Raw genomic sequence first — 12,485 nt, 5'->3', positions numbered from 1 at the left:
CTTTTCCATGCGCGTTATCGGCACCGCCGGCCACGTGGACCACGGCAAGTCCACCCTGGTTCGGGCTCTGACCGGCATCGACCCGGATCGCCTCCAGGAAGAAAAGGCCCGGGGACTCACCATCGACCTGGGCTTCGCCTGGATGGACCTGCCCCAGCCCGATGGCTCGGTGGAAAGCGTGGGCATTGTGGATGTGCCCGGCCACATCGACTTCATCAAGAACATGCTGGCCGGCGTGGGCAGCATCGACGCGGCCGTGCTGGTCATCGCCGCCGATGAAGGCGTCATGCCCCAGACCCGGGAGCACCTGGCCATCCTGGACCTGCTGGCCGTGCCCACGGGCATGGTCGCCCTCACCAAGGTTGATCTGGTAGACGATCCCGAGTGGCTGGCGCTGGTGGAGTTGGACGTGGCCGAGCTGCTCCAGGAAACCCGCTTCGCCGGGGCGCCCATCGTCCCCGTCAGCGCCCGCACCGGCGCCGGCCTGGACGAGCTCCGCCAGACCCTGGCCCGGCTTTTGGGAGATCTCCCCCCTCGCCGCCAGCGGGGACGCCCCCGCCTGCCTGTGGACCGGGTCTTCACCCTCAGCGGCTTCGGCACCATTGTCACCGGCACCCTGAGCGACGGTCACCTGGCCGTCGGGGACGCCGTGGAGATCCTGCCGCCGGGCATTTCGGCCCGGATCCGGGGGCTCCAGTCCCATCGGCAGCCCATCCAGCGGGCAGCGCCGGGCAGCCGGGTGGCCATTAACCTCAGCGGCGTCAGCGCCGACGCCATCCACCGGGGGGATGTGGTGGTCAAGCCCGGCACGCTGGAGCCCACCCTCCTGGTGGACGTCTCCTTTCGCCTCCTGGCCGACGCGCCCAAGCCCCTGACCCACAACCAGCCTGTGGATTTTTTCAGCGGCGCCGCGGAGGTGCCGGCCCGGGTGCGCCTCCTGGGGACGGAACGCCTGGAACCCGGCCAGCAGGGCTGGCTCCAGCTGCGCCTGGCCCGGCCGGTGGTGGTGGCAGCCGGCGACCGCTACATCCTGCGCCAGCCCTCTCCCAGCATGACCCTGGGCGGCGGCCAGATCCTCAACCCCCATCCCCGCCGCCGATGGCGCCGCTTTGACCCCGCCGTGCTGGCACGTTTTCAGACCCTGGCCCAGGGCACGCCGGACGAGATCCTGCTTCAGACCCTCGCCCGCTTCCCCCTCACCCCGGCGGCAGAACTCTTCGCCCACAGCGGCCTGGACCTGGCCGTGGCCCAGGAAACCCTGGCCGAGCTCCAGCGGAGCGGCGCGGCCCTGGCCCTGGATGCCGGCAGCGAGCCGGTCTGGCTGACGCCCGAGGCGTGGGAGGAGCTGGTTGGGCGGATGGCCCGCCAGGTGGAGCATTTCCATGCCCAGTTTCCCCTGCGGCGGGGGATGCCCCGGGGGGAGTTGCGTAGCCGGGTGTTGGGCCAGCGGGATGGCGGCAGCCTCTCCGTCCGGATCTTCAACGCGCTGATCCAGCGGGCCCAGGAGCAGGGCCTGCTGGAGGCCGACGACAGCGTCGTCTGGCTGCCGGGCTTTGTGCCCCGCCCCTCCCCCGAGCAGCAGGCCCGGGTGGACCGCCTGCTCGCGGCCTTTGCCCGGGCCGGCATGTCTCCCCCCAACCCTGGCGACGTCCTCCGCCTGCTGGGCGGCGACGAGCCCCTGCTGGAGATGCTCATCGAGCAGGGGCAACTGGTGCGCCTGGGGGGCGGCGTCCTGTTCCGCCGGGAAGAATTCGAAGCCGCGGTGGCCCAGGTCCAGGCCTTCCTCCAGGAGCAAGGGACCATCACCCTGGCCCAGGCTCGGGACCTGCTCCAGACCAGCCGCAAGTATGCCCAGGCCCTGCTGGAAGAGATGGACGCCCGACGGATCACCCGCCGGGAGGGGGACCTGCGGGTGCTGCGGGCCGGCCTGGTGGATGGCTGAGGACGGCGCCCGCCAGACGATGGGGGCATCCAACACGCCGGGCCGCCCAGGATGCCTCTTAACGCCGCCAATTTTAACGCCGCCAATTTCTGCCGCGGCTTTTACGCCGGGCTGTACGGGTGTTCTGGCAGCACAAAGTGGAACTGGCTGGTGTACAGCTGGTGGTAGAATCCCCGGCGGGCCAGCAACTCCTCGTGGCGTCCCCGCTCCACCACCTGACCGTCGCGGATGACCAGGATCTGGTCGGCGTTGCGGATGGTGCTCAGGCGGTGGGCAATGACGAAGCTGGTTCTCCCCTGCATCAGGCGTAGAAAGGCTTCCTGGATCTGGAGCTCTGTGCGGGTGTCCACGCTGCTGGTGGCCTCGTCCAGGATCAGGATCTGGGGCGCGGCCAGGATGGCCCGGGCGATGGCCAGGAGCTGGCGCTGCCCCTGGCTCAGGTTGCTGCCCCGTTCGGAAAGCAGGGTCTGGTACCCCTGGGGCAGGCTGCGGATGAAGTGGTCCGCATTGGCCAGCCGGGCTGCCTGGTAGACCTCTTCGTCGGTGGCGTCCAGCCGGCCGTAGCGGATGTTCTCCATCACCGTGCCGGAGAAGAGGAAGGTGTCCTGGAGCACGATGCCCAGGTGCCGGCGCAGGGTATCCACCTGGATGTGACGGATGTCGTGGCCGTCGATGGTGATCCGCCCCGAGTCCACGTCGTAGAAGCGGGTGAGCAGGTTGACGATGGTGGTCTTGCCCGCGCCGGTGGGGCCCACCAGGGCCACCACCTGGCCCGGTCGGGCGTGGAGGCTCACCCCCTTGAGGGTCGGCGTCTTCCCGTCGTAGCTGAAAGAGACATCCTCGAAAATCACCTCCCCCCGAATCTGGGACAGGGCAATGGCGCCGGGCGCATCGGTGATCTCCGGCACTTCGTCCAGCACTTCAAAGACCCGCTCGGCGCCGGCGATGGCGGACTGGATGGCGTTGTAGAGGTTGGCGATCTGGTTCAGCGGGCGGCCGAACTGCCGGGCATAGTTGACGAACGCTGCGATGGTGCCCACGGTCACCCAGCCCAGCAGGGCCATCCAGCCGCCGGCGCAAGCCACCACCGCATAGCCCACGTTGTTGACGAAGTTGGTCATGGGCCCCAGGATCAGCGCGTAGGTCTGGGCGTGGATGGCCGCATCCCGATAGGCCTGGTTGGCCTTGCGGAACGCGTCCAGGGTGGCCTGCTCCTGGCCGTAGGCCTTCACCACCCGCTCGCCCGTCACCGTTTCTTCGATGAGGCCGTTCAGTTCGCCCAGGGTACGCTGCTGGGCCCGGAAGCCGCTGCGGGTCCGCCGGGCCACCCAGGAGGTGAGGGAGACCATCAGGGGGATGGTCACCAGGCTGACCGCGGCCAGGCGCACGTTGAGGGCCAGCATCATGGCGGCCACGCCCACCAGCATCAGGATGCTGGCGAAAAACTGGGTCACACCCTCCGTCAGGACGTTGGAGATGTTCTCCACGTCGTTGGTCAGGCGGCTCATGAGCTCGCCATGGGGGCGCTGGTCGAAGAAGCGGAGGGAGAGGGTTTGCAGCCTGGCGAAGAGATCCCGGCGGATGGCGTGGACCGCCTGCTGGGCCACCGCGGCCATGGCGTAGGTCTGGAGCCAGGTGGTCAGGGAGGTGAGCAGGTAGACGATGAGCATCAGCCAGGCGATGCGGGCCAGCCCCACCAGGTCGCCGGCCATGATGTAGTCGTCGATGGCCATGCCCATGAGCCAGGGGCCCAGCAGGCCCAGGCCGGTGCTCAGGGCGCTCATGAGGAAGACGAAGGCCAATCCCTGTTTCTGGTGGCGCAAATAGCCCCAGATGCGGCGCAGGGTGCCCCGGGCATCCCGCGGTTTCTGGCCGCTGCCCAGGCCGGCACCCGGCCCGCCGGGGCCGCCCGGCCCCAAGAGCGGAGGAACCTGGCGTGGTTGGGTCCGTTGTTCAGCCATGTTGTTTCACCCCATTTCCCAACTGGGAAGTGTAGATTTCCTGGTAGATCGGGTTGGTGGCCAGCAGCTCCTGGTGGGTTCCCATGCCGCAGATGCGGCCGTTGTCCAGGACGATGATCTTGTCGGCAGCCACCACCGAGCTGATGCGCTGGGCAATGATGATGCGGGTGTGGTTGGCCATGGCACTGGCCAGGGCCTCCTGGATGCAGGCCTCCGTCTCCACATCCACCGCGCTGGTGCTGTCGTCCAGGATGAGGATGGCCGGACGGCGGATCAGGGCCCGGGCGATGGCGATGCGCTGCTTCTGGCCGCCGGAGAGGTTGACGCCCCGCTGGCCCACCCGGGTGTCGTAGCCTTCGGGAAGCTGGACGATGAAATCGTGGATCTGGGCTGCTTTGGCCGCGGCGATGACTTCCTCCTCGCTGGCGTCGGGACAGCCGTAGCGGATGTTGTCCCGGATGGTCCCGGTGAAGAGCACGGCTTCCTGGAGGGCTACGCTGATGTGACGCCGCAGGGACGCCTGCCGTACCTGGCGCACGTCCACCCCATCCACCAGCACCCGGCCGGCCTTCACATCGTAGAAGCGGGGGATCAGGTGCACCAGGCTGGACTTGCCGGAACCGGTGGCACCCAGGATGGCCACCGTCTCGCCGGGGCTGGCGCTGAAGCGGATCTCCTGTAACACCGGCTGGGCCTGGCCGTTGTAGCTGAAGGTCACATCCTCGAAGCAGATTTGGCCCTGCACCTGGGCCAGGTCGCCGGCGTCCGGGCGGTCCTGGATGTCCGGCTGGCTATGCAGCACCTCGACGATGCGATCGGCCGAGGCCGCGGCTCGGGAGACCCGCACCAGCAGCATGCCCACCATCATCAAGGAGAAGAGGGCCTGGAGCAGGTAGTTGACGAAGGCGATGATCTGACCCACGGCCAGCTGGCCACCCACCACCATGCGGCCGCCGAACCAGATCACCCCCACCACGCCCAGGTTGACGAAGAGCATCATCAGGGGCATCACCAGGGCCATCAGCTGCATGGCCTGGATGGTCTGGTCCCGCAGGGCGTCGTTGGCCTGGCCGAAGCGTGTCTGCTCATAGGCGCTGCGCACAAAGGCTTTGACCACCCGCACGCCGGCCAGATTCTCCTGCATCACCGTGTTCACCCGATCCAGCCGTTCCTGCACCGCAGCGAAGAGGGGATGGGCCCGGGCGATCACCCAGAAGAGCAGCCCCAGGATGAAGGGGGAGAGGGCCAGCAGCAGGAGGGCCAGCCTGGGGCTGGTGAGGACACCCATGATCAGGCTGCCCACCAGCAGCAGGGGCGCGCGCACCAGAATGCGCACCAGAATCAGGACCACCTCCTGGACCTGGGTCACGTCGTTGGTGAGGCGGGTGACGAGCTGTCCTGTCTCCAGGCGATCCAGGTTGCCGAAGGAAAAGTCCAGTACCCGGGCGAAGAGGGCATCCCGCAGGTCTGCGCCGGAGCGATGGGCGATGCGCACAGCCAGGAAGGTGTTGCCCACGCCGCCCACCGCGCCCACCAGCGCCAGGCCCACCATGAGCAGGCCGGTCTGGATCACCAGGCGCATGTTGCCCTGGGCAATGCCGCGGTCCACGATCTGCTCCAGGAGGCGGGGCTGCATCAAGTCCATGGCGACTTCGACGAGCATCAAGAGCGGGGCCATGAAGACGGCCAGCCGATAGGGCCGGAGAAAGGGGATCAGTTCTCGAAAGGATTTCATTGCAGCAGATAGCCTTTTTGTGTCTGTGTCGTGCAAAGCGGCGTCAATGTGCCTGTGGATGTTGTGGCGCATGGTGCGTGGGCCTCTCCACGGACTACGCACCATGCCAGAAGCATGGGTTTACGTACGCGGCCACCTACCCGTCACAGGCTGGCCAGACGCGCCAAATTGTCCCGGACTCGCTCCAGCAGCCGGCGAATCTGCTCCCGCTCGGCTGGCTCCAGGCCGGCGAACGCGTCCGCTTCCATCTGCCGCTGGATGGCCCGCACCTGCTGGCGGATATCCCGGCCCGCCTGGGTGAGGTAGACCCGGGAGACGCGCTGGTCCTGGGGATCCCGGCGGCGCTCCACAAAGCCCGCCTGCTCCATGCGCTGGATCATCTTGGTGACGGTGGCGGGATGGATGTGGAGCAGGGCGGCCAGCTCGGAATGGGTGCGCCCCTCCTGCTGCCAGAGGGCCTCCAACAGGGGCGGCTGGCCCCGGTAGAGGCCGATCTCTTCCAGCAGGGCGTGGGCGCGCACGTAGTGGAGCCGGCAGACGTGGACCAGCAGCCGGTCCAGGGACTCGTCGTGCCCCGGGGTATCCTGGGGTGTCTTTTCGCCTGATGAGCTTCTGGCTGGGTTTTCAGGGGGGCGGTCGCCCGGTGGATGGTCCATGGTGCTCCTGACGGTGGCCGTACGAATCCCGGCCACGGGGACTGCACGTGAATTACTTTGCCGGCATAATATTAGCCGGCAAAGTAATTTCTGTCAAAATGGAACGGGGGTGGGGCGGAAGGCTGTGGTACAATGGGTGGGCATCCTTTATCAACCCCAGCTCACAAACCCCAGCTCAGGAGTAGCCATGAAAATCGAGCGGATTACCCCATTTCTGGTGGACCGATTCCTGCTGGTCCGGGTCTACACGGACGAAGGGATCGTGGGCAACGGCGAGGCGGGTCTCTGGGCGCACCATAAGAGCGTCTACCATGCCATCGAGGAGCTGAGCGACTACTACGTGGGGAAGGATCCCCGGCGGATGGAGCACCACTATCAGGTGGTCTCGCGCAACACCCACTTTGCCGGCGCGGTGTTGAGCGCGGCCCTGAGTGCGCTGGACATGGCCATGTGGGACATCCTGGGCAAGTCGGTGGGGCTGCCGGTCCACCAGCTGCTGGGCGGCAAATGCCGGGATCGGGTCAAGGTCTTCGCCAACGTGGTGGGGGACAGTGTGGAGGCCCGGGCCGAGAGCGCCCGGGAGCAGGTGGAAGCCGGCTATCTGTCGTTGCGCACCATGCCCTTCTTCCCCGACTGGGAGCAGAAGACCCCCACCCAGGTGATCGACGATGCGGTGGCCATTGTGGCGGCCATCCGGGAAGCCGTGGGCGATGGCATCGACCTGGGGGTGGAGATCCACCGCAACCTGCGGCCGGAGCAGGCCATTGTGCTGGCCGGTGAGCTGGCCCCGTACCGGCTCCTCTACTACGAGGATCCCCTGCCGCCGGAGAGTGTGGAGGCGCTGGCCTATGTGGCCCGCCACGTCCATCTGCCCATCGCCACGGGCGAGCGTTTCTATGCCATCCAGCAGTTCAAGGATCTGATCGACCGTCAGGTGGTCAGCCTGATCCGGCCGGACCTCTCCCTGGCCGGTGGTTTCACCCAGCTCAAAAAGATCGCCGGCATGGCGGAGGCCGCCTTCGTGGGCATCTTCCCCCACCTCATGGGCAGCCCGGTGAACGTGGCCGCCTTCGTGCACCTGGACGCGGCCATCCCCAACTACGTGCTCATGGAGAGCCATACCTTCGCCGACGCCTACAACGAAATCGTGGATGAGCCCGTCACCCGGGAAGGGGGGTACATCCGGGTCTCCGACCGGCCCGGCATCGGCGTGGAGATCGTGGAGAGCCGCCTGGCCCAATTCCCCTACCGACCCCAGAAGATTACCGGCTACTTCCATGCCGATGGGTCGGTGGCCCATTGATCCCTATCTTTGCATTTTCTTTTCAGCCATAGATTCCACAGATTACAACGCGTCTGAGGATGCTCACGCCGCCCATGGACCACCATAGCGACTGGGTCGGCATCTGAGGATGCCGACCCAGTCGCTATCAGCGGTCAGCGCATCCACCGGGCCACCAGGTTGAGCACCACCGTGAGCAGGATGCTCAGCAGGATCATGGTACCCAGGGGCGCGTAGAGGGTGAAGTTCCCCCGCCGGTAGACGATGTCTCCCGGCAGATGACCCAGCCCGGGGATGCGACCGGCGAACGCAAAGATCAGGCCAATGACAAACAGCATGGCCCCGATCCACATGAGCATGCGACCCATTTCCGCCATGATTCGTCCCTCGCGTCAGTTCACATGTCGAGCCAGGCGCTGGCGCAGGGCGGCCAGGGGCTGCACGCCGATGAGCCGGTCCACCACCTGGCCATTCTTGAAGATGTAGAGCGCCGGGATGCTCATGATCTGATACTGCTGGGCCGTGCGCTGGTTTTCGTCCACGTTGAGTTTGCCCACCACGGCCCGGCCCTGGAACTCCTGGGCCAGTTGTTCGACCGCGGGCGCCACCATGTTGCAGGGGCCACACCAGGGCGCCCAGAAGTCCACCAGGACCGGCTGCGGCCCGTTGATGACCTGCTGGAAATTGGCGTCGGTCAGGGTGACCGGCTTGCCGTTGGCCGGGGGCTGCTGGCCCGCGGGCTGCCGCGGGCGTTGACGTTGCCCGGTGGGCCGGCTGGCGGGCCTGGGCTGTGGCTGGCCTGTGCTGGCTCCCGCCATGGTGCGGGCCGGCTCCCGCAGGGGCACCGCCGGTCCGCTGGGCAGGGCCGGGCGGCTGCCGCCCTCCACCAGATAGCGCAGCCAGGCTTCCAACGCCCCGGCCTGGGCGGCCCCCTCGGCCTGGGCGACCACTTCCCCGTTCTTGACGAACACCAGCGTCGGCAGGGCGCGTACGCCGTAGCGCCGCACCAGGGTCTCTTCCTCGCCGGCATGGATTTTGGCGATGATCGCCTTGCCCGCGAAGCGGGCGGCCAGATCCGTCAACGTGGGATCCAGCTCGGTGCTGGGTTTGGCATCCGGGCGCCAGAACACCAGCAAGACCGGCACGCCGGCCTTCAGCACCCGGTCGATGCTATATTGATTGGTATGAATGACCGTATCGATGGCCATAATGTTCCCCCTTGCCCTCGTTCTTTCTGCTTCCCCTCCATTCTCCCATCTGCGTGTCAACGCTGCATCAGCGTTGTGTTTGCGATCTGTTTGACGACTCCCCTGCAAAAAGGGCGTTTTTGAACGCAAAGGCGCAAAGAAGCGCAGGAGAGAATCACCCGAATCAGCGTCCATCTGCGTGGGTCAGCGTCCTAATTTGACCTTTGTGCAGTAGCGCCTTTGATGTCACGATAACAAACACCGCCGAGACGCAGAGGGCGCAGAGGGTAGGACCCCATTCAACCGTGGTCCATCCATCCGCCCGATGGCGAGGCATTTCAATGCCTCGCTGGGGCATCATCCGGAGGAGGTGCCCAGCAGGCGCTGCATGCCCTGGATGACCAGGTTGATGTGGATGCCTTCGTTGCGGTAGAAGGCCTGTTTGGAGCCCGGTTCCCGCAGCCAGCCGCCGCTGTGGTGGACCGCGATCACGTTCCAGTCGTGGTCGAAGACGGGGGAACCGGATGAGCCGGGCAGGGTGTCGGTCAGATATTGGATGCGGCGGTCGTCCACGTAGGCGACCATGTTATGGTACATGGCGATCTGTTTGGGGCCGCCGCTGGGATGCTGGATGATGATCACCCGGTCGTTTTTGCGGGGGGTGGCCGGACGCAGGGGCAGCGCGCCCCACTCGGCGTTGGCGTCGCCCAGGATGCGCACCAGGGTCCAGTCATCCTCCGCAGCGGTGGCGAAGCCGCTGTCCGGATCCAACCGGAAGGTGCTGACCGGACAGTCCAGCCCGTCCGCGGTCTTCTGGTAGTTGAATTCCACCCGGGCCTGGTGGGCCTCCTGGGCGGTGGGCAGGACGTGGTGGTTGGTCACCAGCAGGTTGTGTTCGGTGAGGAAGCCGGAACCGGTGTCGCCGTCTCCCCGGACCACCCGCGCCACGGAGCGAGCCTTCTGCAGCCCGATTTCCAGGAAGGCGATGGGCAGCAGGGTGCTCTGGACGCCGATGATCTTCTCCCAGTGTTCGCCCTCCTCGGGCACCTTCCATTCCAGCTCGGTGGCGATGTCCGGCCCGCGGACGGCGGAGAGGGCGTGGCGCTGGGCCAGGTCCAGCAGCTGTTCGTTCCGCGGGTACTCCTTGCGGGCCACGTCGATGATGGCCTGGATGGCATCGCCCCCCTGGTTCATGGCCTCGGTGAGGATGTTGTGCCAGTTGTTGATGGGCTTGGGCTGGAAGCTGATCTGGAGCACATTCAGGCCCGCCTCCTGGGCCACCCGGCGGGCCTCGCCCACGTCCCAGTAGAGACCGGCCAGCATGTCCCGCAGATTGATCAGGTTGGTATCCCAGGGCATGGGTATCCTCCAGGTGGGAATGGGGGGATGGACGCGTCCAACGGCCCTGGGATCGTAGGCGGACTTGGGCGGGATGTCAAGCCGGAGCCTGCCCACCCGGCCACCGGGGCCGAGGGCCGCGCCCAATTGTAGGGGCCGCCCCCTGTGCCTGCCCGTTGCGGGCCCCGATACTTTGGCGTACCCGGCTGGGGTCGTTTAAAATGGGCCATTCGGCGACCCCGTACGACCGGGGCCTGGTCAATCCCGACAGAAATTCGCCGACAGTTCCCACCAGAGGGGGTGCGCCCAGAGGGCACCCGGAATTTCTGCCGTGGTATTGACGCCAGACTGGACTAGCGCCAGCAAGTTGAGGATGGCTTTCAGTGAGTGTGGATGTGGACATGGCTCGACGCAGGATCAGGCCATCCCGCTCCTGGTCGGGGGCAGGGGTGGCGATGGTGTTGTTGCTGGCGGCGTTTGCCCTGCGCCTCCAGGAGTTGACCCGCCAGGACATCTGGTGGGACGAGGCCCGCAACATCGACGTGGCCTTGCGCCCCTTTCTCCACATCGCCACTGCGCCCGAGCTGGACATCCATCCCCCCGTCTACTTTTGGCTGCTGCACCTGTGGGGCCGCCTGGCCGGCGCCACCCCCTCCCTGGATCCCGTACATCTGGCCTTCCTGATGCGTTTCCTGAGTGTCTGGGCCGGCGTGCTGGGAGTGGCCCTCCTCTTTGCCCTGGCCCGGCGGGTGGGCAGCCAGGAAGCTGCCGGGATGGTCCTCTTTTTGGCCGCGGTCTCCCCCTTTTGGCTGGCTGAAAGCCAGGAGACCCGCATGTACACCGTGGGCTTTGCCCTGCTCCTGGCCGCGGCCCTGGCCCTGCTGGCCGCCACCGAGCCGGCCCGACTCCGGCCGCCCGGCTGGCGGGGGTGGGTGCCTGTGGGGCTGTATGCCCTCTTCTCGTCTCTGGCCTTTCTGACCCACTACAACGCAGCCTTCATCCTGGTGGCCTGGTACGTCTGGTGGGGCCTGTGGACCCTCTTCCAGGAGCAGCCTCGACAGGAGTGGCGGCGCCTCCTGGGTAGCGGCCTGGCCAGCCTGATCCTGGTGGCGCCGGTGACCCCCATTGCCCTGCGCCAGATCCCCACCTACGCCAACCCGAACCTGGTGGTGCCCACCGTCGCCGAATACCTGTGGCAGAACTGGCAGGCCTACCTGGGCGGCTATGCCTTCACCCCGGAGCGCCTGGCCGGCTTGGGGCCGCTCTGGCTGTGGGGCGTCCTGGTGTTGGTGGGGGTCGGGCTGACCCGGCTCTCCTGGGGCGGGCGCCATATCCCCTTCCTGGTATTTTGGCTCCTGGGTGGACTGAGCCTATACTACATCGCAGTGTTGGATCGGGGCGCCTTCAACGTCCGCTACAGCAGTTTCGTCACCCCGGCCCTGTACGCGCTCATGGGGTTGGCCCTGGCCCGCCTGGGACGGCTCTGGCGTCCCCTATGGCCGGCCGTTCTGCTGGTGTTGGGAGTGGGCCTGGCTGCTGGCGTCCATGGGGACCTGTACGATCCCCGCTTTGCCCGGGAGGACATCCGCGGGGTGACTGCCTGGCTGCGGGAGACGGTCCAGCCGGGGGATGTGGTGTTTGTGGACCAGAAGTATCCCTTTGGTTTCTACTACGGGCGCTACGCCATCGACCCGGAGGTGGAGCCCCAGGGGCCGGAGGCTGCCCCTGCCCGCTATCTGTTCGTGGACATTAACACCGTGGACCAGCGCCTGAACCAGTGGGCAGGGGAGGCAGAGCGGGTCTTCTGGGTGCAGTGGTTCGAAAGCGACACCGATCCCCGCAGGGCCGTGGCGTTCCTGCTGGACAAGGAGGGCGAACGGGCCGGCGAAAAGTGGTTCCAGGGCTACTCCATCGACTGGTGGCAGCTCGCGCCGCCCAACCACTTTGAGCTGGCCCCCAACCTGGTACCCCTGCAACTTCGCTTCGCCGCCGCGGTGGAGACGGAAGCCGTCTCCCTGCCGACCCGGCCCCTGGCCCCCGGCGAGAAGATCCCCGTGGTGTTGCGCTGGCAGCGGGTGCCAGACGGCAGCGTGGACCGGCCCCTGAAGGCCCGGGTGGCCCTGTACGACGGCGAGGGTGCCCGGCTGGCCCAGAGCGACCAGCGGCTGCTCAACGACCGGCACCTGCTGCCGGCCGAGTGGACGTTTACCGACCGGCCCCTGAACGTCTACATGCTGGAGCCGCCGGAGATCCCGCCTGGCCGTTATGAGCTGCGTCTGCTGGTCTACGACGCGGAGACGCTGGAGCCCCTCGGCCTGGTGGACGGGGCCGGCAATCCCCTCGGCCTGGAAGGCCTGTTGGGGGAGATCACGGTCGAATGAGCC

General features: G+C 66.9%; 9 protein-coding genes. 3 read left to right on the top strand and 6 right to left on the bottom strand.

All coding sequences use genetic code 11. The features are described from left to right. Positions 1-7: 7 nt before the first annotated feature. Positions 8-1,942 carry a selenocysteine-specific translation elongation factor gene (selB, locus tag FKZ61_RS11200; RefSeq protein ID WP_141610206.1) on the top strand — a complete coding sequence of 645 codons (1,935 nt, stop codon included), beginning with the start codon at positions 8-10 and terminating at the stop codon, positions 1,940-1,942. Between the two features lie 101 nt (positions 1,943-2,043). Here selB and FKZ61_RS11185 read toward each other — a convergent pair whose 3' ends face one another. From FKZ61_RS11185 to FKZ61_RS11175, 3 genes are all read right to left on the bottom strand, one after another. Beyond that, the gene (locus tag FKZ61_RS11185) at positions 2,044-3,903 is read right to left on the bottom strand and encodes an ABC transporter ATP-binding protein (protein WP_141610205.1); all 1,860 of its coding nucleotides are present in this window, start codon (positions 3,901-3,903) and stop codon (positions 2,044-2,046) included. Further along, complete coding sequence (locus FKZ61_RS11180; RefSeq protein WP_141610204.1) at positions 3,896-5,638, bottom strand: ABC transporter ATP-binding protein; 1,743 nt, start codon at positions 5,636-5,638, stop codon at positions 3,896-3,898. Before FKZ61_RS11180 ends, FKZ61_RS11185 begins: the two co-directional genes overlap by 8 nt. A 143-nt stretch (positions 5,639-5,781) precedes the next feature. After that, the gene (locus tag FKZ61_RS11175) at positions 5,782-6,294 is read right to left on the bottom strand and encodes a MarR family winged helix-turn-helix transcriptional regulator (RefSeq protein ID WP_141610203.1); all 513 of its coding nucleotides are present in this window, start codon (positions 6,292-6,294) and stop codon (positions 5,782-5,784) included. Positions 6,295-6,481: 187 nt separating this feature from the next. Here FKZ61_RS11175 and FKZ61_RS11170 point away from each other — a divergent pair, with 187 nt between their 5' ends. Next, positions 6,482-7,597, top strand: a complete 1,116-nt coding sequence (locus tag FKZ61_RS11170; RefSeq protein WP_170199582.1) for a mandelate racemase/muconate lactonizing enzyme family protein — start codon at positions 6,482-6,484, stop codon at positions 7,595-7,597. 134 nt (positions 7,598-7,731) lie between these two features. On the opposite strand, the gene FKZ61_RS11165 is transcribed toward FKZ61_RS11170, so the two are convergent. The 3 genes from FKZ61_RS11165 to FKZ61_RS11155 form a co-directional block, all read right to left on the bottom strand. Continuing rightward, complete coding sequence (locus tag FKZ61_RS11165) at positions 7,732-7,953, bottom strand: DUF2905 domain-containing protein (protein WP_141610201.1); 222 nt, start codon at positions 7,951-7,953, stop codon at positions 7,732-7,734. A 15-nt stretch (positions 7,954-7,968) separates the two neighbouring features. Next, positions 7,969-8,784 (bottom strand): thioredoxin, encoded by an 816-nt coding sequence (trxA, locus tag FKZ61_RS24275; RefSeq protein ID WP_141610200.1) that lies wholly within the window; start codon positions 8,782-8,784, stop codon positions 7,969-7,971. A 336-nt stretch (positions 8,785-9,120) separates the two neighbouring features. Beyond that, a complete protein-coding gene (locus FKZ61_RS11155) occupies positions 9,121-10,122 on the bottom strand; it encodes a trypsin-like peptidase domain-containing protein (protein WP_141610199.1) in 1,002 nt (333 codons plus the stop codon). A 380-nt stretch (positions 10,123-10,502) separates the two neighbouring features. On the opposite strand from FKZ61_RS11155, the gene FKZ61_RS11150 reads away from it, so the two are divergent. Continuing rightward, entirely contained in the window at positions 10,503-12,482 is a 1,980-nt protein-coding gene (locus tag FKZ61_RS11150) for a glycosyltransferase family 39 protein (protein ID WP_141610198.1), read from the top strand. Positions 12,483-12,485: the final 3 nt, after the last annotated feature.

This window comes from Litorilinea aerophila (genome assembly GCF_006569185.2).
In the GTDB taxonomy this organism is placed as follows: Bacteria; Chloroflexota; Anaerolineae; order Caldilineales; family Caldilineaceae; genus Litorilinea; species Litorilinea aerophila.
Note: the sequence above shows the minus strand (reverse complement) of the source record. Positions and strands in the feature narration are given on the sequence as shown.